Annotated in this window: 25 protein-coding genes; 3 read left to right on the forward strand and 22 right to left on the reverse strand. The window is 53.6% G+C overall.

Annotated elements, in window-relative coordinates:
- Positions 1–51: 51 nt before the first annotated feature.
- The 15 genes from nusB to KP014_RS23105 all read right to left on the reverse strand — a co-directional run bounded on the left by nusB (position 52) and on the right by KP014_RS23105 (position 10,677).
- A complete protein-coding gene (gene nusB / locus KP014_RS23035; RefSeq protein WP_036599435.1) occupies positions 52–504 on the reverse strand; it encodes a transcription antitermination factor NusB in 453 nt (150 codons plus the stop codon).
- Between the two features lie 319 nt (positions 505–823).
- Complete coding sequence (locus tag KP014_RS23040) at positions 824–1,054, reverse strand: DUF2273 domain-containing protein (RefSeq protein WP_036599420.1); 231 nt, start codon at positions 1,052–1,054, stop codon at positions 824–826.
- A gap of 15 nt (positions 1,055–1,069) precedes the next feature.
- Complete coding sequence (gene amaP, locus KP014_RS23045) at positions 1,070–1,609, reverse strand: alkaline shock response membrane anchor protein AmaP (RefSeq protein ID WP_036599422.1); 540 nt, start codon at positions 1,607–1,609, stop codon at positions 1,070–1,072.
- Between the two features lie 74 nt (positions 1,610–1,683).
- Complete coding sequence (locus KP014_RS23050; RefSeq protein ID WP_036599424.1) at positions 1,684–2,100, reverse strand: Asp23/Gls24 family envelope stress response protein; 417 nt, start codon at positions 2,098–2,100, stop codon at positions 1,684–1,686.
- Between the two features lie 112 nt (positions 2,101–2,212).
- Entirely contained in the window at positions 2,213–3,556 is a 1,344-nt protein-coding gene (gene accC, locus KP014_RS23055; RefSeq protein WP_036599426.1) for an acetyl-CoA carboxylase biotin carboxylase subunit, read from the reverse strand.
- A 16-nt stretch (positions 3,557–3,572) separates the two neighbouring features.
- Positions 3,573–4,091 (reverse strand): acetyl-CoA carboxylase biotin carboxyl carrier protein, encoded by a 519-nt coding sequence (accB, locus tag KP014_RS23060; protein WP_036599428.1) that lies wholly within the window; start codon positions 4,089–4,091, stop codon positions 3,573–3,575.
- A gap of 246 nt (positions 4,092–4,337) precedes the next feature.
- Positions 4,338–5,240 carry a SpoIIIAH-like family protein gene (locus KP014_RS23065; protein WP_036599429.1) on the reverse strand — a complete coding sequence of 301 codons (903 nt, stop codon included), beginning with the start codon at positions 5,238–5,240 and terminating at the stop codon, positions 4,338–4,340.
- Positions 5,241–5,304: 64 nt separating this feature from the next.
- Positions 5,305–5,946, reverse strand: a complete 642-nt coding sequence (gene spoIIIAG / locus KP014_RS23070) for a stage III sporulation protein AG (protein WP_036599430.1) — start codon at positions 5,944–5,946, stop codon at positions 5,305–5,307.
- 45 nt (positions 5,947–5,991) lie between these two features.
- The gene (spoIIIAF, locus tag KP014_RS23075) at positions 5,992–6,753 is read right to left on the reverse strand and encodes a stage III sporulation protein AF (protein WP_051500376.1); all 762 of its coding nucleotides are present in this window, start codon (positions 6,751–6,753) and stop codon (positions 5,992–5,994) included.
- A gap of 22 nt (positions 6,754–6,775) precedes the next feature.
- Complete coding sequence (spoIIIAE, locus tag KP014_RS23080; protein ID WP_036599431.1) at positions 6,776–8,158, reverse strand: stage III sporulation protein AE; 1,383 nt, start codon at positions 8,156–8,158, stop codon at positions 6,776–6,778.
- Between the two features lie 48 nt (positions 8,159–8,206).
- Entirely contained in the window at positions 8,207–8,596 is a 390-nt protein-coding gene (gene spoIIIAD, locus KP014_RS23085; RefSeq protein WP_036599432.1) for a stage III sporulation protein AD, read from the reverse strand.
- A gap of 8 nt (positions 8,597–8,604) precedes the next feature.
- Positions 8,605–8,808 (reverse strand): stage III sporulation protein AC, encoded by a 204-nt coding sequence (spoIIIAC, locus tag KP014_RS23090; RefSeq protein WP_025335735.1) that lies wholly within the window; start codon positions 8,806–8,808, stop codon positions 8,605–8,607.
- A 13-nt stretch (positions 8,809–8,821) separates the two neighbouring features.
- On the reverse strand, positions 8,822–9,340 hold the full coding sequence (gene spoIIIAB, locus KP014_RS23095) for a stage III sporulation protein SpoIIIAB (RefSeq protein WP_036599434.1): 519 nt from the start codon (positions 9,338–9,340) through the stop codon (positions 8,822–8,824).
- Complete coding sequence (spoIIIAA, locus tag KP014_RS23100) at positions 9,333–10,331, reverse strand: stage III sporulation protein AA (RefSeq protein ID WP_090834143.1); 999 nt, start codon at positions 10,329–10,331, stop codon at positions 9,333–9,335. The genes spoIIIAB and spoIIIAA overlap by 8 nt, the downstream gene beginning before the upstream one ends.
- An 82-nt stretch (positions 10,332–10,413) precedes the next feature.
- On the reverse strand, positions 10,414–10,677 hold the full coding sequence (locus tag KP014_RS23105) for a YqhV family protein (protein WP_407944236.1): 264 nt from the start codon (positions 10,675–10,677) through the stop codon (positions 10,414–10,416).
- 259 nt (positions 10,678–10,936) lie between these two features.
- Between KP014_RS23105 and KP014_RS23110 the strand changes: the two genes are divergently transcribed.
- Positions 10,937–11,797, forward strand: coding sequence for a YitT family protein (locus KP014_RS23110; protein WP_051499513.1), 861 nt, complete (start codon positions 10,937–10,939; stop codon positions 11,795–11,797).
- A 201-nt stretch (positions 11,798–11,998) separates the two neighbouring features.
- On the opposite strand, the gene KP014_RS23115 is transcribed toward KP014_RS23110, so the two are convergent.
- The 4 genes from KP014_RS23115 to KP014_RS23130 all read right to left on the reverse strand — a co-directional run bounded on the left by KP014_RS23115 (position 11,999) and on the right by KP014_RS23130 (position 15,744).
- Positions 11,999–13,252, reverse strand: coding sequence for an aspartate kinase (locus KP014_RS23115; protein WP_036590199.1), 1,254 nt, complete (start codon positions 13,250–13,252; stop codon positions 11,999–12,001).
- 203 nt (positions 13,253–13,455) lie between these two features.
- Positions 13,456–14,013 (reverse strand): elongation factor P, encoded by a 558-nt coding sequence (efp, locus tag KP014_RS23120; RefSeq protein ID WP_036590201.1) that lies wholly within the window; start codon positions 14,011–14,013, stop codon positions 13,456–13,458.
- 93 nt (positions 14,014–14,106) lie between these two features.
- The gene (locus tag KP014_RS23125; protein ID WP_036590204.1) at positions 14,107–15,177 is read right to left on the reverse strand and encodes a M24 family metallopeptidase; all 1,071 of its coding nucleotides are present in this window, start codon (positions 15,175–15,177) and stop codon (positions 14,107–14,109) included.
- A 75-nt stretch (positions 15,178–15,252) separates the two neighbouring features.
- Positions 15,253–15,744 carry a YqhR family membrane protein gene (locus KP014_RS23130; protein WP_036590206.1) on the reverse strand — a complete coding sequence of 164 codons (492 nt, stop codon included), beginning with the start codon at positions 15,742–15,744 and terminating at the stop codon, positions 15,253–15,255.
- 227 nt (positions 15,745–15,971) lie between these two features.
- Between KP014_RS23130 and KP014_RS23135 the strand changes: the two genes are divergently transcribed.
- Together KP014_RS23135 and KP014_RS23140 are read left to right on the forward strand one after the other, a co-directional pair.
- Positions 15,972–16,916, forward strand: a complete 945-nt coding sequence (locus KP014_RS23135) for a DUF1385 domain-containing protein (RefSeq protein WP_090834195.1) — start codon at positions 15,972–15,974, stop codon at positions 16,914–16,916.
- A gap of 7 nt (positions 16,917–16,923) precedes the next feature.
- Positions 16,924–17,271 carry a hypothetical protein gene (locus KP014_RS23140; RefSeq protein ID WP_090834141.1) on the forward strand — a complete coding sequence of 116 codons (348 nt, stop codon included), beginning with the start codon at positions 16,924–16,926 and terminating at the stop codon, positions 17,269–17,271.
- Between the two features lie 32 nt (positions 17,272–17,303).
- Here KP014_RS23140 and KP014_RS23145 read toward each other — a convergent pair whose 3' ends face one another.
- The 3 genes from KP014_RS23145 to mntR form a co-directional block, all read right to left on the reverse strand.
- On the reverse strand, positions 17,304–18,278 hold the full coding sequence (locus KP014_RS23145) for a patatin-like phospholipase family protein (RefSeq protein ID WP_036589480.1): 975 nt from the start codon (positions 18,276–18,278) through the stop codon (positions 17,304–17,306).
- 79 nt (positions 18,279–18,357) lie between these two features.
- Complete coding sequence (locus KP014_RS23150) at positions 18,358–20,010, reverse strand: family 10 glycosylhydrolase (RefSeq protein ID WP_036589481.1); 1,653 nt, start codon at positions 20,008–20,010, stop codon at positions 18,358–18,360.
- A gap of 133 nt (positions 20,011–20,143) precedes the next feature.
- The gene (gene mntR / locus KP014_RS23155) at positions 20,144–20,569 is read right to left on the reverse strand and encodes a transcriptional regulator MntR (protein ID WP_036589484.1); all 426 of its coding nucleotides are present in this window, start codon (positions 20,567–20,569) and stop codon (positions 20,144–20,146) included.
- Positions 20,570–20,726 lie beyond the last annotated feature (157 nt).

Genomic DNA, 20,726 nt, shown 5'->3' on the forward strand with positions numbered 1-20,726 from the left:
AAAGGGCGCACCAGGCGCATCGTTGCATCTTTTACTGAACCAGCTTCGTTTTTAGGGACGGTTTGTCTTCAGTTCTTCCAGATCCTGAATCATTTTTCCCAGAACGCCGTTGACGAATTTGCCGGAATCCTCAGTGCCGAAATGCTTGGCGAGCTCAATCGCCTCATTGACGGCAACCTTTGCCGGAACATCATTCCGGTAAATCATTTCATAGGCGGCAAGCCTTAAAATCTGGCGGTCAACGCGGGACAGCCGGCTCATCTGCCAGCCTTTCAAGTAATGCTCCAGCATATCGTCAATCGCAGGCTTGGCTTCCCAGATGCCGTTCACATGGTCCAGCACATAATCTTTTAGCTGAAGCTCGTCTGAAATGACGCGTTCCGTCTCATTTTCCTCCGACGCCTCTTCCAGCAGCATTTCCACCGCCTCGCCGCTTTCAACCTCGTTCATCTCCATTTGATACAGGCTTTGCACTATAATTTCTCTCGCTACACGTCTTTTCATTTGTTCCTCCTTTAAATTAATCCAATTTCCGCTTGTACCTTGAACCCGAGCTCCCTTTTGGGGCAGGCTAACCAGTTGACCGATGCCGACTGGCCGGTCCGGCGGGACTTGTCCCTCGCTGTATCGCATAAGATTTAGATAGATGGAAAAACTCCCTATAATTTCAGCATAATACCCCGTTCTCATCCGAAATACTCAAATTAGATGGAGATTTTCCACTCATCAACCGCAATCAGACGCAAAAAAACCGCACCGCCCTTCTTTCGGGCAAAGAAACGCAAATGACCAGTTCGCTCCGAAAGAAAGGCTTTAGCGCGGTTCACTTGAAGGGACGCCAGCGGGCCGACAGCTGCTCCAGCAGCTCCCGCCATGGGAACAGTGGAGCCTGCGCGTCTTTTCTTCCGCCAAGCGTATATCCGATGAACACAACCAGTGCAAAGAACAGCATATCCCAGAAACCGCTGATTAAATAAATGATGCCAAGAATAAAGCCAAAGGCCACTCCGGCGATTCTACCACCGTGACTTTCCCATATTTCTCTCCAAGGCATAAGGGAAACTCACCTCTATTCCACTCGACTTTTGAAGCTTGGGGACTGGGCAAGGTTGGCAATATAGACGGACACGTCGGCAACCGGAACACCCGTCGTATCCTGCACATATTCATGCACCTGCCGCTGTACTTCCGAGGTCAGAAGCGGCAGCGAATGCTCGCCGTCCACTACGCCGCGGATCATAATTTCAAGTCCCGCCTGGGAGACGCGAATGCGCGATCTCAGGTCGCGGATGCCCTTGACCCTTCCGGCGGCCTTGAGGCTGAGATTCTCAATCGTTTCCATAGAAATCTGAATATCTCCGTACTCCGTCCGCTGATCAACCGATAGACTGGATGTCCGTTCCCGGCGAATGGAGATATAGAAGAACCGGATGCTGAGCAGGAACAAAATCACCGCCGCGACAATCATGCCGATATAAGCGGCTTCCCAATTCCTGATCTCCAGATTCCTCGGAAGAACGCCGCTTAACAGGAGGATGGCAATAACAGATAATGTTCCAATGCTCAAGCTGTAAATGAACAGCAAAAGTCTGTCTAAAATTTTAGCCACGAGCCTCGTAACCTCCTCAAAGTAGACTAAACCCTCGACTTGACCGTCGGGGGTTTAATGAAGACCGGAAGTCCTTATTTCACACGAAGGGCAAAATCGGTATCGTCGGCAGCGGTGTTCTTTTCCGCAGTCTTGAACTGAACGTCGTGAATGTGCACATTCACTTCTACTACCGTCAGGCCTGTCATCGTTTCGATCGACCGTTTGACGTTTCGCTGAATTTCCGCCGCCACTTCCGGAAGACGGGTTCCATATTCGATAATTACGGAGACATCCACCGCAGCCTCGCGTTGTCCGACTTCCACCTTAACGCCTTTTGAAAGGTTCTTGCGTCCAAGCAGCTCGACAATGCCTCCGGCAAATCCGCCGCTCATGCCCGCTACGCCTTTAACCTCAACGGTCGCAAGGCCCGCGATCACTTCAATCACTTCGGGAGCGATCTGGATTTCACCGATTTCCGTACGTTCAAATTCTGTCGGCAGTGTACTCATTTTGTCCCCCACACCTTTCACATTTGTTCATGATGGCAAGCTTAAAGCACGTCTCTCCATTAAACATACTATATCATTTGGCGAAGTTTATGACAAACGATGCGGTTTCGTCTTAAATTTCATTTTCTTCAAGGAACTTGATATCGAAATGGCCGTCCAGGAATACGGGATGCTCCAGCAATTTTTGATGAAAAGGGATTGTGGTATGTATTCCTTCTATGGCGAACTCGCCCAGAGCCCTCTTCATCTTGAGAATCGCTTCCTGGCGCGTAGGCGCCCAGACAATGAGCTTCGCAATCATGGAATCATAAAAAGGCGATATCGTTCCGCCAGGATACGCTGCGCTGTCCACACGGACGCCAAGTCCGCCCGGTGGCAGGTAAAAGCCGATCTTACCCGGAGAAGGCATGAAATTCTTGTCCGGGTCTTCCGCATTGATGCGGCACTCGATCGACCAGCCGTTAATAACGATATCCTCCTGGGTGAATGAAAGGGGATTGCCCTCGGCCACCGAGATCATTTCCTTGATCAGATCTACTCCCGTTACCATTTCGGTAACCGGATGCTCAACCTGAATACGAGTGTTCATTTCCATAAAATAAAACTGCCCGTCTGCGCCAAGCAGAAATTCCAACGTTCCCGCACCGGAATAATTCACGGCAAGCGCGGCGCGGACAGCCGCTTCTCCCATCGCCTGGCGGATATCAGGCGTCAGCACGGAGCAAGGAGCCTCCTCCACAAGCTTCTGGCGGCGGCGCTGCACAGAACAGTCCCGTTCCCCGAGATGGACCACGTTGCCGTGGTTATCGGCGATAATCTGGATTTCGACATGCTTCATGCCGGTCAGATATTTCTCCAGATAGACTCCGGCGTTGCCGAATGCCTTCTGAGCTTCTTGCTGGGCGGCAGTAATCTGCTTGATCAGCGATTCCTCGTCTTCGGCAATACGGATGCCTTTACCACCGCCTCCGGCGGTAGCCTTGATGATAATGGGGTAGCCGATCTCTCTGGCAAGCAGCACCGCTTCCTCCACATCGTCCACAAGACCGTCCGAACCGGGAATGACCGGAACGCCGGCCTGCTTCATCGTATCTTTAGCCATAGCCTTGTCACCCATCCGGGTGATAGCTTCAGGAGACGGACCGATAAATATGATATTGCAGGAACCGCAAATCTCAGCGAAATCAGCGTTCTCGGCAAGGAAGCCGTAACCTGGATGGATGGCATCGCATTCGGTCAGGGTGGCGGCGCTCATAATATTCGTAAAATTCAAATAGCTGTCCTTGGAAGCTGTCGGTCCGATGCAGTACGCTTCATCGGCCAGCCGGACATGCAGCGAATCGCGGTCGGGCTCCGAATAGACCGCAACGGTGGAAATACCCAATTCACGGCAGGCGCGAATTATCCGAACCGCAATTTCCCCCCGGTTAGCGATCAGTACTTTTTGTATATTCATTACTTTCCTCCCGATTCTAAGATTCCGGCTTCACCAGGAACAAGGGCTGGCCGTACTCCACAAGCTGGCCGTTCTCGGCAAGGACGGACACGATTTCTCCGCGGACTTCCGCTTCAAGCTCGTTCATCAGCTTCATCGCTTCGATAATGCACACCGTTGACTTTTCGGTCACCCGGTCGCCAACGCTTACGAACGAAGGCAAATCCGGCGAAGCTGCGGTGTAGAACGTTCCCACCATCGGAGAAACGATTTTATGTAAGGTTCCCTCTGCGGGAGTAGAGATCGTCTCCGCTTGCGGAGCGGCGGGACTGGCGGCAGCATGCCCGGCAATCTGCTGCGGAACGGGCGGCTGTGGAGCTGGCGTAAAGGGGTAAGGAAACGGCGCCGCCGGAACTACGTGCGCTTCCGCGGCCTCGGAACGGTCCGGTTTGCGGATAGCCAGCTTCATTCCTTCGCTTTCAATCTCCAGCTCATGCACGGAAGAGGTCTGGTCCAGCAATTCGATCAATTCCTTAATTTCACTTAATTTGAACATTTCGATCAGTTCACTCCTTCAGCTTTCTCTCGAACCCACCAACTCGGCGGATAAGATGAAACGGCTTCGCCGCCCTTTTGGGGACGTCAACCGTCACTCATAAAACATAGGACAAAGGATCAGTTACAAAGCTAATCCACTTATTTTCCATGATAACTTTATGTATTATATCATAAACGTAGGAAATAGAAAGAGCCCGGGATAACCCGAGCTCTTTCGCCAATTCCTGCGTTATTTATGTTCGTTTTACTGCTCCGATACATGCTGTACGCTTACTTTATCCTGTGAAACGCTCAGCTCTTTCATGACCAGATCGATGATCAAGGCCGCCTGTTTCACATCCAGCTTGTCGCTGAGCACAACCACCTTATAGGAATCGTTGTTCTCTTCCTTGATGATCGCTTCGCTGTACTGCTGTTGAAGCTTTTCTTCGATTCCGTTGATTTTGGATTCCTTCTCTTCCAACTGATGCAGCTGCTCCTGCGCAGCCGCGCTGTCCGCCGGCGATTTATCCATATCGTTGATCGCAGCCAGCAGATCATGTTGTTCCTTCAGGTTCTTTTGCTCTCGTTCGTACAGGTAGTTGGTGAACAGACTGGAGGCCGAAGTGCTTTGCGATGCGACTTCATTCAGAACGGCAGCGTCGTCCTTCGATACGCCGCTGTCTGCCGATGCGGCATCCTTACCGCTATCCGATGTGGCCGTGTCCGGTTTCGCAGAAGCGGCGGGAGCGGAGGCCGATGCTTGGTCCTTGTCGGCATTCGCTGCCGGGTCTGCCGCAGAATTGCCGTCATCCGTTCCCGCCGTCACGAAACTCGAACCGCCTTCCGCCGAGCTTGCCGCAGCATTTGGGTCTGCGGCGGCGTTCGGGTCTGCGGCATTCGGAGCGGCGCCCGCAGCCGAATCGGAGGACGCATTCGGATCAACGGCGGTATCGCCGCCCTGCGGAGTCACTTCACTTGCAGTCGCGCCGCTGTCAGCCGTCGACGGAGCAGCGCCCGTATCCTTAACCGAATCCACCTGAATCGTGCCGGCCGTTTCCTTGGGAGAAGAGACGCCCGAGTCCTCCGTGAACAAATAGTAAGCGGAGAGAACCACCATCAAGCTGAGCATGGACACCAACCAGATTGTTTGTCTTTTGCCGTTCATTACTTTTCCTCCTTTTTGCTGTTCCTTCAGATTCGACCGCCGAAGCCATAGCCTTTCGCGCTTCTTATTCCTGCTTGCGCGGCACAACGGAAATGCGGTAGCTTGGTACATTAAGCGCTTTTTCCACCGCCTGCTCGATCAACCCTCTCACCACCTTGTTCTCGGCTCCCTTGGCGACAATGAGCACGCCGCGAACCTGGGGCTTGATTCTTTTGGTAATAATCGGCGTCTCGTCTCCGGATTGACTGTAGGTGACGATTTCACCGTCTCTCGTGTATGTGGTCGTATGGCGCTTGCCGCCGTTCGCGTCGGTCTCCTCACTGAGCTGCTGGGAATCGTTCACATTACGCTGGACGACGACCTCCTCTGTGGAATCCACGGTCACCATAATGTCCACCGTGCCGACTCCGACAATTTGTTCCAGAATCCCCTTCATCCGGTTCTCCATTTCATGCTCAATGCCGTCAAACGAACTGGCGCTATCGCTCGTCTCCTCCTGCATTGCCGCCTGCGAGTTCTGGGATTGCGGCGGTTCTCTCCCCGTATTCTCGCTGTCGAGCTTCTTCACATTGACAAAGGAATTGAACAGCATGATCGCCGCGCCCAAGAGACCCAGGATGATCAGCCAGCGGAACGTGTGGTTTCGCTTCGGATTGCCCGGCCCGCCGCCGACCAGCTGCTCCAGCTTCTTCAGCCAGTTGCCCACTATCGTTTGCCCTCCTTCATAATTTCCAGTCAGCTGAACCTGTCGTTACAATTTATCCGCGCTGCCGTCCACTACTTTTATCTTTCCAGGATCAAGGCTCCAGTTCTTCTCCAACAGCGCCGTTACCGCTTTGGCGTCCGCACCGCCTGGTCCGCTTCCTTCGTGGGTCCCTGCCGCCGCCGGATCTGCCGCCCTACCTGCGCTTGCGCCCTGTTCCTTCAGCCTGTTCTCTCCCTCGCCAAGTTCAACTTTGATATCCTCCACGGGCTCAACCGTTACCTGAGTGCTTCCGCCGCTGCCGGATCTACGGGGTGCATTTCCTTGTGCGGCACCGGCTTCACCGGGAAGTGTGACAACCACCTGAGTTATGGCCGGAGCCCAGGTGCTGTCCGCTTCATTTGTCAGAGCGAGCGTTACGTTCACATTCGCTCCGCGCTTCCCCGTCTCTGCGGCAATCTGCTCTCTCATCTGTGCGGCGATTTGCTGCGCGGCCAGCTTTAAGCTTTGGTCCCTGCCGCCCGCGGCGAGCTTTCGCCCGTCGGCCAAAATTTTTTGAAGCTCTGCATCTGCCGCCCCGCTCTGCCCGGACGTCCCGCCATCCGCTCGGCTAAAGGCCAGGCTGAGCTCGGACGCAGCATTGCCTTTCAGCAGCGAGACGATGGGGCTGAGCAGCGTCAGCAGAATCAGCAGGCTGAGCACAAGCCTGGCATAGCGCTCCATCGACTTGCTCGGAAGCAGAAGTTCAACGAACGTAGCCAGCAGCACAATTAATATGATCTCCCGCAGCCATCCTCCAAGCCAGCTCATGATTCACCTCCCTTGTATAGCGTCATCTCATCATGACCGTAACATTTCCTGCCGTCAGCATGATGGTAACCGCTAGAAAGAACATGAGCGACACGGCGGCCAGGGCAGCGAACACATAGATCATGCTCTTTCCGATCGTCTGCAGGCAGGATACGATCGGCGTGTCGCCGAGCGGCTGCATCACGGCTCCGGCTACATTGTAAATGATAGCCAGCACAAGGATTTTGATCGCCGGAAACGCACATAGGAACAGGATGATGATTACGCCCGACAGCCCGATTGCATTCTTCACCAGCAGTGAGGCGGATATGACGGTATCGGTGGCGTCCGCGAACATTTTGCCTATAACGGGTACGAAATTGCCGGTAATGTACTTTGCCGCCTTTAACGTTACCCCGTCCGTAACCGAGCTCGTAATACCCCTGACGGAGATGACGCCCAGAAAGACGGTCAGCAGAACCCCAAGAACCCCCATGCCGATGTTACGCAGTAAATTCGCAAGGTGGGTTAGCTTATATTTGTCCGATATGGAGCTGACCAGATGCAGAACCGCCGAGAAGAACAACAGCGGAAAGACCATGGTATGGATCAGAGTGCTGACCGTATGGATCATAAATACGATCAGGGGATGAGTCACCGAGACGGTTACGATGTTGCCCATGGAAGCAAGCAGAGCGAACAGAAGTGGAATCATCGCCATCATGAAGTCGATCATCCGGTCGATGGCGTCCTTGGCATAGCCGATGGCTATATTAAAGCTGTTGACTGCGATGACCAGCACCACCATGAAGCATAGAGTGTAGGCTACCTTGCTGACCGTCTTGCGCTCAAACGCCGTCTGCAGCGTCTCCAGAATCATGCTCAGCACGCTGATCATAACAATCGTAACGAGCAGCTTGCCGTTGTAGAGCACTTCATGCCACATGTAAGAGAAGAGTCCCGACAGCACATTTTGCAGGCTGAGCCCTTTCCCGCCCGGCAGCAGCATATCCATGAGCGAAGGAGTGGCCCCATCCGGAAAAAAACCGCCGTAATCCTTCATCAGCTGATCCCAGTACCTCTCGACCTCGTCTTTGGGCAGTTCGTCCACCTGGCTCTTTACCCACTGGTCTATTGGCGTTCCGGTCTGGCCGGTTTGCGCCCCGCTTGACGCCGCAGAAGTCCCGGCCGGCTCCGCCGTTGTTCCGGCTCGATCGGCTGAATTCCCGGATTCGACCGGACTATTGCCGGCTGGGTCCGTATAAGCCTCCGTTTGGCCCGGGTTATTCCCGAATTGGCCTGCGGTCATTCCGGCCTTGTCCGCAGGCGATGCGGCAGCGGCCCGGCTACATCCGATGAACACGAGACAGAGCAGCAGCAGCGCGGCACCAAGTTTGGGAGGACGGAATATGCCGCGCTTTTCCATTGCCATTGCTCCTTTCGTCTTCGGATGAGCCAGACCTTTAGGCGCGCTTTACGCCGGCAGCAGCTTCATAACCGTCTCAATAATAATGCCGATGATCGGCACAGCCAGCGTCATAATCAGCACCTTGCCAGCCAGTTCGATTTTGGAAGCGATAGATTCCTGGCCCGCGTCGCGTACGATCTGGGCGCCAAACTCTGCGATATAAGAGATGCCGATGATTTTAAACACCGTCTTCAGATATACGGTCTCCATACCCGAAGACTCCGCAAGCCGCTGAAGCGTGGATATGACGCCGCCGATTTTGCCGATCAGAAACAGGAAGATGAGTATGCCCGTAGCAGCGGCCAGCAAGAAAGCAAACATCGGCTTTTGTTCTTTCAGCACAAGAATGAGAACGGTTGACATCAGCCCGATTCCTACGATTTGAATGATTTCCATAGCGCGGCCTATTGAAAAAGAAAGATCGTCTTAATTTCCTGCAGCAGTCCATCCAGCATCCGGATGACCATGAACAGCACGACGACAAAGCCGATGACAGTCACCCAGTGGGCAATGTCCTCTTTGCCCATCTGCTTGAGCACGGTATGAATCATGGCGATAATGATGCCGATGCCGGCAATTTGAAAGATCGCGTTGACTTCAATATTCATTCCTGGCACCTCGCTAAAAGATCAAAATGACGATGAGCGCCCCCAGCAGCAGTCCCAGGCTTTTACTCACTTTTTCGTACTTGGCCTGGTCCTCGCGGGCCGAAATCTCCTCCTGCTTCAGCTGCTGCAGCGCCAGCGCAATATGATTCGCTTGATTGCTTCGGTCGCTGGTGCCCAGGGTGCAGCTGAGCTGCCGGAGAATTTCCTGCTCCGGCGCTTTCATCGCGGTCGCCTTCCAGTGCGTTTCCATCGCCCGGCCCACCGCTTCTTGCGCGCTCTCGTTACACGGCGCGCACATTCTATCGGCGGCTGCGGCGAAGAAACCCCGCAGCGGCTCCCTCGACTGGACGGCGATCCGCTTCATCGCTTCCGGCAGCGGCGTATAACCGTACATGATCTCGGTCTCCAGGCGCTGAAGCGCGGCGATAAGACCGCGGATGTGCCGGGGCCGGTCTGCGTACTGGCCGGCCCGCCTGAAGCCCGCCAGCGTAGCCGCGAGCAGGATCATCGCGGCGCCGAGAAGCTTAAGCATGGGCTTCGCCTCCTTTGTCTTGTCCGGGGTATACCGGGAGCGAGCGTTTGCGGCCGTCCAGCACGCGGAAGGAGAGTTCTCCCGCCGACCGGCGGAGGATGACATACCTTTCGAACATCCCCAGCTCGATAAGCCTGCCCAGACCGGGCCTTAGAGCCAGTTCGGACACTTCCCGGCCGTGCGCGGCCGCCAGAACCGTAATTCCGGCGTGCAGCGCCTCGGTTACCGCCTCGGCATCCTCAGGCCGGCCGATTTCGTCCGCAATCAGCACATCCGGCGAGAGGGAGCGAATCATCATCATCATGCCCTCGGCTTTGGGACAGCCGTCCAGCACATCCGTGCGCGGGCCGATGTCGAAGGCGGGAAGCCCCCTTCGGCTTCCGGCGATCTCGGAACGCTCGTCCACGATGCCTACCTTGAGACCGGGCCTGCGCCCTTCCCTCCCACCCTTGCTCCCGGCGGAAATCTGCCGGGCGAGATCACGGAGCAGCGTTGTCTTCCCGTGCTGGGGCGGGGACAGAATCAACGTGTGCATGACCCGCTGGCGGCTCCAGTCCAAGAGATGCGGCAGAAGCCGGTCGGCGACTCCGGGAATCTCTCTTGCGATCCGGACGTTGTATCCGCCGATGTCCCGCAGATGGCCTACGCTGCCGCCGCTCAGAACCGCCCGCCCGGCGAGTCCGATGCGGTGTCCGCCCGGGATGGTGATGAATCCCTTGCGGAGCTCTTCTTCCATCGTATACAGTGAGTGGTTGCTGATCAGATCAAGCATCCGGTGGCTGTCTTCGCGGTCCGGTGTGTATGCCTCCTCCGGTTCCAGGGTCAGCCGCCCGGCAGCGTCTACAAAATGGTATTTGCCTGCATAATTGATTTCCAGCGGACGTCCTTCCCTGATGCGGATTTCTTCCACCGTCTCCAGCAGCATAAGCGGGAGCCGGGAAAGCGCGGCTTTCACTTTTTCCGGAAATAATTGAAGCCATTCGTTGGCCATAAGCCGTACCCCCAAGTTGTCCTCTATGGAATGCTTTATTCCATATCTATGCTTGTACGTTCGCAATATGACTACCAATCTATCATTTTTTCAAAATGCCGATTAAGAGACACGCCACGCCTATACCCACCCAGGCCAGCTTGCTGGGAGAGAGATCCTGCGCCATGCCCGTTAGTCCGATGGCCGTCGTCAGAATCAGCACGGTCGGGCCGACCAGCGCGAGCCCCGAATTAACCGCAAGCGCCTTATCCACCTGGTTCAATCGCAGCATGATCAGCGCAGCAGTGATTTCCACGCTGCCCGACAGCATCCGTAGAATAGCCATCCAGCTTACATACTTGTCCACCTTTGTTATAGCCCCCTCTGCCCGAAATTTCGGCGTGTCTTCCGAAAGCCGCCGGTTCCGGCTGTTATATCCATAGATATGCGGGATTGTCCCGCTTTAGACAACAAGAAACCGGCATAAAAAAGGGTGCGGGAATCCACTATATATGAAAAGAAGCCATAGTGAAAAAAGTGATAGAAAAATCTCATCAGTATGATAAAATATTTTTTAGCAAACATGATAACCAAGTCATGATAAAGAAAGGAATACTTCCATGCACATGCGTCATCAAGCAGTAGCCAACACTTTTGAGAGTCTTACCAAAACGGCCAGAGAAGCAGCGATTGTCGTTCTTTCCGCCCTGCTGGTCGCCGCCGGTCTCAAGCTGTTCCTAATCCCGCATCAGCTCCTCAGTGGAGGAGTGGCAGGAACGGCGTCCGTCATCGGTTACTTGACCAATCCCAAGTATATTTCGCTCATCTATTTCGGCATCAATCTGCCGATTCTGCTCTGGGGCTTCGTTGCCGTAGGGAAAAAATACATCTGCCTCAGCATGCTCTGTGTCGCCAGCACGACCTGGTTTCTGACGATTATTCCCCAGGTGCAGGTGACCAAAGATCCGATTCTCGCCAGCATCTTCGGCGGGGTTATTATTGCGGGAGGCGTCGGTTTCTCTTTACGTGCGGGCGGATCGTCCGGAGGGTTCGATATTCTGGGCTCCATCATCACGCGCAAGCGGGATGTGCCGATGGGAACGGTGCTGTTCATTATGGACGGGGTGATCATATTGACCCTTGGCTTTATGAAAAGCTGGGATTCGGCGCTGTACGCCATGCTGTGTACCTTTGTGAAGAGCAAGGTGGTTGACATCATTCATATCCGGCATGTCAAACTGACCTGCTTCATCGTTACGAAGCGAAAGGATGAGATGGTCACGCAGCTGAACCGGCTTCCGCATGGCGTGACCGTCGTCAATGCGGAAGGGGGATACAGCCATGAAGGCAACACGATGCTGATGACGGTCACCACGCGGTACGAGCTTGCGGAGCTTCGCAAGGTGGTTGTTGCGGTCGATCCAACCGCATTCGTCAATGTGCTGGAGACAGTGGAAATTCTGGGGAGGTTCAAACGGCTGGCATAAAGGCAGCTTCCATTACCCGGCTTGCCAAGCCGAAGCGCTGGGCCTTGTTCAGTCGATATGAGAAATACTCAGCGGTAAGGGGAAGCAAACAAGGGACTGCTCCGAAAGCCTTGGCTCGCGGGGCAGTCCCTTGTTATTGCTTGCTGTATAGAAATCTGAGGATTATTCCGCATCAAGCCTTTATCAAGCTTTGATGGTAGACTACCGGCGATCCTGCGGACCACCTACAAATACCTGCTGGTCGGTATCCAGCCCATAGGCCGTATGAAGCGCCTGGATAATCTCCTTCAGCTTGCCGGATTCCACAACGCAAGATACCTTGATCTCGGAGGTGCTGACCATCTTGATGCTGATTCCAAGACTTGAAATTACGTCGAACATCTGCGCCGCTACACCGGGATGGCTGACCATACCTGCACCGACGATGGAGATCTTGACCAGATTATCTTCGGATGTTACCTCGCGGTATGGCAATTCATGTCTGATTTGCCGAATAACCTCCTTGGCCTTTTCCATTTCGTCTAGCGAGACGGTGAAGGAGAAGTCCGCTTCCCCGTTCAGAACGCCGCTCTGTACGATGATGTCCACGTTGATGCCTTCATCGGCCAGCTTTCCGAACACCCGGGCCAGTACGCCGGGAACGTCGGCCACTCCCGAAATGCTGATCCGAGCCACATTTTTGTCGTAAGCGATGCCGCTTACCGCCACTCCCTGCTCCATGCTTGCTTCCTCCTTCACCACAGTGCCTTCATTATAATTAAAGCTCGACCGCACAACCAGCTTCACCTGGTAACGCTTTGCGTATTCCACCGCGCGCGGATGCAGCACGGCGGCGCCCAGATTGGCGAGCTCCAGCATTTCGTCATATGAGATTTCCTTAAGCTTGCGCGCGTTCTTCACGATGCGCGGGTCCGTGGAATATACGCCATCAACGTCGGTATAAATCTCGCACACATCCGCCTTGATCGCCGCAGCCAGCGCAACCGCCGTCGTATCGGAGCCGCCGCGTCCGAGCGTCGTAATCTCGCCGTCAATCGTCATCCCTTGAAAACCGGCAACGATCACAATCTTGTCTTTCTCCAGCGCTTCCAGCACCCGACGGGGCACAATCTCGTTAATCCGCGCCCGTCCGTGCGTCTCATCCGTGCGGAAGCCGGCCTGCCAGCCGGTATAGGACACAGCGTCCCGTCCAATGCCGCTAAGGGCGATGGACAGCAGCGCAATGGAGATCTGCTCCCCTGTCGTCATCAGCATGTCCATCTCGCGCGCAGGCAGCTCGCTGCTGAGCAGCTTGGCCTGATCGATCAGATCGTCGGTCGTGTCCCCCATGGCGGAGACGACCACGACACAGCGATGGCCCTCATCCTGCTTGTCTGCGATGCGTTTGGCAACCCGCTTCATGCGCTCGGTATCGCCTACGGAGCTGCCTCCGAATTTCATGACATAAAGTGACAAAGCCTCATTCACTCCCTAATTCAAATTCTATGTAGCAGTTAATACATTCGGTTTCCCGCTTTTACACAGTATAATACGAAAGTGACCGGATGCGTTAATTATTTTGCAAAAAATAGCGACATATCTTAAGGCTCGTGAACGCCAAAACCTCCCCGCATCCATGCGGGGAGGCCGGTATCGTGCGGTAACAAAACGAAGCGGGCTTACGCGCGGGAAATATACTTGCCTTCGCGTGTATCGATCAGGAGAACGTCATCCTCGTTAATGAAGAGCGGAACCTGAACGGACAGGCCGGTCTCCAGCTTGGCAAACTTGGTCGCGCCTTGAGCGGTATTTCCCTTAACGCTTGGCTCTGTTTCAACGACCTTGAGGTCAACGCTGGTCGGCAAATTGATGCCGAGAAGCTCACCTTGGTAGCTGACGATGTTAACCGTCATGTTCTCCTTGAGGAAATTCAGTTCCCATTCAAGCTGGCTGGCTTCAAGACTGAACTGATCATAGGTTTGGTTGTCCATGAACACATGCTCGGAGCCGCTGGCATACAGATATTGAACGGCGCGGTTCTCGATGACGGCGCGGCCGATCGTCTCGCCCGCACGGAAAGTACGTTCAACGGTGTTGCCGTTGCGCAGGTTCTTCAGCTTGGAACGGACGAACGCCGCGCCCTTACCCGGTTTAACATGCTGGAAGTCCAGCACGGTAAAGATGTCGCCGTCCACCTCAACGGTCAGACCTGTTTTAAAATCGTTTACGGAAATCACTAATAAACCCCTCCTGAATTCGATAATAACTTGTCCTTATGAGAACAATTAAACTATTTCGGCCGTAACCTAGCAGGGCGGTTTAACCGAAATTTAGAGAACGGTGTAGTCCTTGGACGAATGGGTCAATCTCTCGACGCCTGTCTCCGTTACGACTACATCATCCTCGATGCGGACGCCTCCGAGTCCCGGCACATAAATGCCCGGCTCGACGGTTACAACCATGCCCGGCTGAAGCACATCGTCGCTAAGCTTCGACAAGCGCGGCCACTCATGAACTTCCATGCCAAGGCCGTGGCCAAGACTATGCCCGAACTGCTCTCCGTAACCGTAGCGGGTAATAATATCCCGTGACAAAGCGTCGCATTCCCTGCCGGTCATGCCCGGCTTAATATGCTCCAGCGCGTACAGCTGAGCCTCCAGCACGATGTCGTAAATTTCTTTAAGTTTAGGGTCAGGGCTGCCCAGCGCGATCGTCCGCGTGATATCGGAGCAGTAGCCGTCCAGCAGCGCGCCAAAGTCGAACGTCACGAACTCATTGTTCTGAATGACCTTCTGACTCGCAACGCCATGCGGCATGGAGGAGCGTTCTCCGGAAGCTACAATCGTATCGAAGGACGATGCGGTCGCCCCATGGCTTCGCATATAGAATTCCATTTCCAGATCGACGTCCCGCTCGGTCATGCCCGGCTTGATCATATTCAAAATGTGCCGGAACGTATCGTCCGCAAGATCCGCCGCTTTTCTCATCACGGCAAGCTCATCTTCATCCTTAAACATGCGAAGCTTCTCCACTGCTTGAGATACCGGAACGAGCTCGGCCGGCTTCAGCGCTTCCGCGTATGACGTATAGGCGCCGTAAGAAACGTCGTCCTGCTCGAAGCCAAGGCGGGCCTGCCCGCCCTTCGGCAGCAGCTCGCGGACCGTGTCAATAAACTTTGGTCCGTGCTGCACCACCTTAAGCCCCTTCGTCTGTTCCGAAGCCTGGGTCATGTAGCGGAAATCGGTCAGCAAATAGCTCTCGTCGACCGTAATCAGCACATAGCCGGATGAACCGGTAAATCCGCTCAAATAGCGGCGATTGATGCCGCTTGTGATTAACATCGCATCCAGACCGCGATCCTGCACTACCTTCCGCAGTTTGGAGACCCGGTTGTTGCCCATGATCATTCTCCTCTCGAAAATAGCCACATTGTATTGTAACATAGGGCCATGCCAACTGAGAAGTTTTTTTGATCGTCAGGCCATTCCCGTACTGCTGTCCCTCTTGCGCTCATCCGTGTATTCGGTCGCGGCCGTATAGCCAATGAACAGTCCCCATAGCAGGAACAGGCAAAATTCACTGATTAACGAATCCCAGGGAAGCCGAAAAGGCCGCTGCATCAGGAAAAGCCATGAGCAGGCCAGAATTAGCACTGACCACCATACGATTCCATAGATCATACCAGCCCAAGGCCCTTTAATTTTGCGGAAAACCAGAACATACAAGATAGAACAAAGAACCGAGAAGCCGATGAACAGAAGATACCCTGCCAGCTGCCCGGCAACCGTCACCAGGAATTTATGTTGAAAGATCGGCTCGCCCAGAAAGCCCGGAATTACCTTCGTAAATTGAAGCACATAGAATATCCAATGCAATCCGCCCCAGATGAGGCCTGCAAAAAAACCCGTCTCAATCGCAAAAAACAGCGGATTCGTCTTCTGCCGCTGCTGACTCGCTGCATTGCCCATTTAGACGCACTCTCCTCTTTCTACTATAGATATAGGCCTCACAATTGGCCGCTGATCCTGCTTACAGACTAGTATGCGCAGGAAAGATCGTTCCAAGTAGAAATGTTAACAAAAATTAGTTACAATGAAGAATATAGAACAGCAGCACACTACATTTTTACGGGAAGGTGAATTGGTTGTCTCAGGAAACTCCGAGTTACGGCGGTCAGGCCGTCATCGAAGGCGTTATGTTCGGCGGCAAGCATGTCAATGTGACAGCCGTACGACGGAAGAATCAGGAAATTACTTTTTTGGAGGTGCCGAGAAGCGAGAAGAGCTGGGTTGTGAAACTGCGCAAGATTCCGCTGCTCCGCGGCCTTGTCAGTATTATAGATGCCAGCGCCAAAGGCTCCAAGCATTTGAATTATTCCGCCGAGGCTTATGCGGAAGACGAGACGGAGACGGAGGAACTCGCCAAGCAGAAGAAACATAAGGAGAAAGAAGAGGGCTGGAGTCTTGGTATGATGCTGGGCGTAGCCGTCATGGGCATTTTGTCCTTCATTATCGGCAAAATTATTTTCACCCTCGTTCCCGTATTTGTAGAACATTTTTTGTTCGGCAATGCATTCAAGAACTACGTTCTGCACAACCTCATTGAAGGGGCCATTAAGCTGATCCTGCTGCTTGTTTACCTGTGGATCATCTCCCAGACCCCTGTGGTTAAAAGATTGTTCCAGTATCACGGCGCAGAGCATAAGGTCATCAGCGCGTTCGAAGCCGGCGACGAATTGACGGTAGAGAACGTACAGAAGTACAGCCGCCTGCATTACCGCTGCGGCAGCAGCTTCATGATGCTGACGATTGTGCTCGGCGTTATTATTTACTCCGTTGTGCCTTGGCATGACCTGGTGGAGAGGATCGTACAGCGGCTTATCCTGCTGCCACTCGTAATCGGTGTTTCCTTTGAAGTGCTGAAGGGCACCAACGCCGTACGCGAACTTCCAGGGCTGCGCTATCTCGGCTACCCCGGACTATGGCTGCAGCTGCTTACAACGAAAGAACCGAAGGACGATCAGGTGGAAGTATCGATCGCGTCCTTCAACCGCATGCGTGAATTGGATGCGGCAATAGAAGCAAAAGGATTTCAACAATCAAGTGTAACCGGAGGCATATTGGACCCTGCGAAAGGATGAGTGGCCTATGAAACGGCATGCTTTGATTTTTTGGAGCGCAGTACTGCTAGCGGTTTTCGGTCTCGTATCGGGTTTGGCAACAAGTGGCCTTAATTCGCTGAAAGGCTTTGTCGTTCCCGTCGTTCTGTTCCTTGTCTTGTTTCTGCTCTATAAGTTTCCGCCCCGCCGGTTTGCCGGAAGCGGCAGCCGCAGACAGCCCAAAATCAAGGTAAAGCCTTCGCAGAAGACATTGGCGAAGGTCGCAGGCATGCGAAAGAGCCAGCCGCCCGCCGGCAAACGCAAAACCTATCCATTTCGGGTCATTGAAGGCAGCAAAGGGAAGAACGAAGACGAACAATTGCCCAAATATCACTGATTTAGGCACTTTACTCGGCGTCCTCGCATTCATCAAGAATGCGAGGACGCTTTTTTATTAACAATCAGCCGCTTCTCAAGCCAGCCCGGCCGCCACTTCCGGAAAAACTCCTTTCCCGCATGGTATCCGGAATTGTAAAGCGCGGTACTCTCTTCAGGAGTCAGCTCAAATTGGACCGTACCGATGCCGAGTGTGGGAATTTTGACGGTGCGGACGATCTTTTCCTGCTCGATATAGCGCTCATCATGCGCCGACAGCATCGTTCCGACCAGTGCCTGAAGCATACTGAACGGCCCTGTGATCCGATGGGCCTGGGGTGCTGTGCGTCCGACCATCTGATAGCCGACAACCGGAACCTTTACCGCCCCCTGCCCGCCGGGTTCTTTTTCCTCAAACAGCCACATCGGAAAATTGCTCAGCAATCCTCCGTCCACCATGTAGGCAAACTGTTCGGTAAAAGACTTTCCCTCCGCCGCTTTTCCGCTCCTGCGCAGCATCACGGGATCGAAGAAATATGGAATGCTGCAGCTCATGCGCACCGCCTTGGCCACCTCAAAATAATCGGGGTTGATCCCATACTCCTCAAGTCCCTCAGGCAGAACAACAAGCCGGCCATCAGTAATGTCGGAAGCGATGATCGACAGCTTGCCCGGAGGAAGATCACGAAACGAAACAATTCCCTTCTGCTGTAAAATGCCGCGAATCCATGATTCCAGCGCCTCTCCCGAGTAAAGCCCCTTTTTCAGCATGACCCGCAGGGCCGGGCCGATCAGCTTTGTATTGAAGACGGGAGACCGTTTCAAAAAAGATCGGAATGAGGTGCCCTGAATAATTCTGCTCATTTCCTCCCCGCTGTACCCGGCTGCAAGCAGCGCGGCGACGATGGAGCCTGAGGAGGTGCCTGCTACCCTGCCAAACGTAACACCCGCGTCCTCTGATGCCTGAACCGCTCCCGCAAGCGAAATGCCCTTTACGCCCCCTCCTTCAAACACCGCATTGATTTCCATAAACGGCAATCCCCCGTTCCCATAGACTTATACTGCTTATCTATGAGCACGGGGGATATTTAATGCCTGGGAAGCCGGATCAGGACTTAAAATAAAAGGTCAGCAAACTGCTTAAGTCCGATGGATTGCGAACCACAATATCATTTGCCCGGAACATGATGCTGCCCTGCACTTCGGCGTATTTATCGTTGAATTTCAGTTGGTTGATAATCTGTTCGCCGCTCTGCCATTCCGCACTTTGGTTTGCGGCACCCACCTTGTAGGCCGCCTGGCCGATATACAGCTTCACGCCCGTATTCCGAACCTCGTTCACCCACCATTCCACCAGCTTGTCGTATCTGGCTGTGTCATAGGAAAGACTCCAATAAATTTGCGGAGCGACATAATCGATCCAGCCCTGCTTGATCCAAGTCCGGACGTCGGCGTAAATATCGTCATATGCGGACACGCCTGCCGTCGTATCCGAACCGGTGCTGTCCATCTTAATATTGCGCCAGACGCCGAAGGGGCTGATTCCGTACGATACTTCGGGCTTGAGCCTATGGATCTGAACCCCTAGCTCACGGACGAAGTCGTTGATATTATCACGCCGCCAATCGGCTTTACTTGCGATATTATTGGTGTTGTAGGTATTGAATGTGCTGTCATCATCAAAAGAGGGAGACGGGTAGAAATAATCGTCCAGATGAACGCCGTCGATAGAATAGCCTCTCACAACTTCAAGTACCGTATCGATGATGCTCTGACGCGCCTCCGGGATTCCCGGGTTAATGTACAGCTTCCCGTCCGCCTTAACAATCCACTCCGGATGCACCTTGGCGACATGATTGGCGGCAAGCGAGGCCGTAGAAGCGTCCGTCGCCGCCCGGAACGGATTAAACCAGGCATGAAACTGCATCCCCCGTTCATGCGCCGCGTCGATCATAAAATGGAGCGGATCATAGCCCGGGTCTTTGCCCTGGGTGCCGGTCAGCACCTTGGACCAGGGAACAAGCGTAGACGGGTACAGGCTGTCACCGCTTGGTCGCACCTGCACGAATACGGCATTGAAGCCGATCGCCTTCAGCTTGTCGAGCAGGCTGTTGAACTCTTTTTTCTGCTGATCGATCTTCCCTATCGAAGACGCAGAGGGCCAGTCCAGATTGAATATGCTGGATATCCAAACCCCTTTCATCTCTTTGGAGACTGCGCCGGGAATACTCGGAACGGTTGGCTTCGGAACAACGGGTATGGGTACGGCCGGTACGGATGGTGCCTGTGGATTTACCGGATCGCTGGCTTGCGGCGGCTCAGCGCCTGTATATAGCGAAATCTGCTTTGCGGCTTTATTCCATATAACCTGAAGTCCGAGATTCTCCGCTACGAACCGAATCGGCACCATAATCCGCCCCTGCCTGATCACGACCGAATTATCCAAAGCAACGGAGGATCCGTTGACCACTGCCGTTTTTTTACCCCCCGTGAGCTTTAGCTCATTGTCGTCCTTGACGATCGTAACGGTCTTGCTGCTCTGATTCCACCCCACCTGCGCGCCAAGACCTTTGCTGATCACCCCAAGCGGGACCATTGTAACATTCTTAGAAGTAATATACGGAGGCACGTCGCTGGCAAGCGTCATTCCGTCAAGCTCCAACGTAATGACCATCGATGCCGCGCGGGCGGCGCCGGAAGACAGCAGCGGTACACAGAGAACGACAAGCAGCATTCCGATGACCCAATTCTTCAGTTTCATAATTCCTCCCCAAACCTCCGGTTATGTAACATGCTACAAATTTGGACGAGGAAAAATGGAAAAGGTTGCGGAAAAAACAAAAGAAACGGATCTACCGTCCCATTTAAGGACAATATCCGTTTCCGGTTTGTGCTCAAGATTCGCTGTATAATTCCTGATGAATCTGATCTAACAGCTGAATTCTGCTCTCATCGCGGCGGAAAAATTCCACGAGCGACTCAATGCATGTAATGGAATCCCAGCTTAAATGATGCTCAATTCCCTCGACATCCCGGTAAATATTCTGCTCCTGGACGCCAATTATCGTGAGAAACTCTTCCAGCAGCTTGTGGCGGTCCACCAGACGTTTCCCTACTTTTTTTCCTTTAGTGGTCAGGACGAGCCCACGATATTTCTCATAGATGAGATATTCGTCCTTATCCAGTTTTTGGATCATTTTGGTAACGGAAGAGGGATGTACTTCCAGACCCTCGGCAATATCCGATACCCGCGCATATCCTTTTTCATCAATCAGCTTGTATATGCGCTCCAAATAATCCTCCATGCTGGGTGTTGGCATGCAATTACCTCTTTTCTATATTGACCATGGCCCGAAGACCAAACCTTGTTCTAACAATGATACATGTTTCTCCCCAAGCTTGGCAAGTCGAAAGCACACATGAGCTGCGCCCAGTCTGCACAGTATTGCCAGGATTTTTGGACAATCGGATTCGGCA

The sequence above is a fragment of the Paenibacillus sophorae genome (genome assembly GCF_018966525.1).
Classification (GTDB): domain Bacteria; phylum Bacillota; class Bacilli; order Paenibacillales; family Paenibacillaceae; genus Paenibacillus_AQ; species Paenibacillus_AQ sophorae.

Coding starts and splice junctions, on each gene's coding strand:
- nusB (WP_036599435.1), bottom strand. CDS start 504: ATGAAAAGACGTGTAGCGAGAGAAATTATAGTGCAAAGCCTGTATCAA.
- KP014_RS23040 (WP_036599420.1), bottom strand. CDS start 1,054: ATGCCTTGGAGAGAAATATGGGAAAGTCACGGTGGTAGAATCGCCGGA.
- KP014_RS23050 (WP_036599424.1), bottom strand. CDS start 2,100: ATGAGTACACTGCCGACAGAATTTGAACGTACGGAAATCGGTGAAATC.
- accC (WP_036599426.1), bottom strand. CDS start 3,556: ATGAATATACAAAAAGTACTGATCGCTAACCGGGGGGAAATTGCGGTT.
- accB (WP_036599428.1), bottom strand. CDS start 4,091: ATGTTCAAATTAAGTGAAATTAAGGAATTGATCGAATTGCTGGACCAG.
- KP014_RS23065 (WP_036599429.1), bottom strand. CDS start 5,240: ATGAACGGCAAAAGACAAACAATCTGGTTGGTGTCCATGCTCAGCTTG.
- spoIIIAF (WP_051500376.1), bottom strand. CDS start 6,753: ATGAGCTGGCTTGGAGGATGGCTGCGGGAGATCATATTAATTGTGCTG.
- spoIIIAE (WP_036599431.1), bottom strand. CDS start 8,158: ATGGAAAAGCGCGGCATATTCCGTCCTCCCAAACTTGGTGCCGCGCTG.
- spoIIIAD (WP_036599432.1), bottom strand. CDS start 8,596: ATGGAAATCATTCAAATCGTAGGAATCGGGCTGATGTCAACCGTTCTC.
- spoIIIAC (WP_025335735.1), bottom strand. CDS start 8,808: ATGAATATTGAAGTCAACGCGATCTTTCAAATTGCCGGCATCGGCATC.
- spoIIIAB (WP_036599434.1), bottom strand. CDS start 9,340: ATGCTTAAGCTTCTCGGCGCCGCGATGATCCTGCTCGCGGCTACGCTG.
- spoIIIAA (WP_090834143.1), bottom strand. CDS start 10,331: ATGGCCAACGAATGGCTTCAATTATTTCCGGAAAAAGTGAAAGCCGCG.
- KP014_RS23110 (WP_051499513.1), top strand. CDS start 10,937: ATGCGTCATCAAGCAGTAGCCAACACTTTTGAGAGTCTTACCAAAACG.
- KP014_RS23125 (WP_036590204.1), bottom strand. CDS start 15,177: ATGGGCAACAACCGGGTCTCCAAACTGCGGAAGGTAGTGCAGGATCGC.
- KP014_RS23130 (WP_036590206.1), bottom strand. CDS start 15,744: ATGGGCAATGCAGCGAGTCAGCAGCGGCAGAAGACGAATCCGCTGTTT.
- KP014_RS23135 (WP_090834195.1), top strand. CDS start 15,972: ATGTTCGGCGGCAAGCATGTCAATGTGACAGCCGTACGACGGAAGAAT.
- KP014_RS23140 (WP_090834141.1), top strand. CDS start 16,924: ATGAAACGGCATGCTTTGATTTTTTGGAGCGCAGTACTGCTAGCGGTT.
- KP014_RS23145 (WP_036589480.1), bottom strand. CDS start 18,278: ATGGAAATCAATGCGGTGTTTGAAGGAGGGGGCGTAAAGGGCATTTCG.
- KP014_RS23150 (WP_036589481.1), bottom strand. CDS start 20,010: ATGAAACTGAAGAATTGGGTCATCGGAATGCTGCTTGTCGTTCTCTGT.
- mntR (WP_036589484.1), bottom strand. CDS start 20,569: ATGCCAACACCCAGCATGGAGGATTATTTGGAGCGCATATACAAGCTG.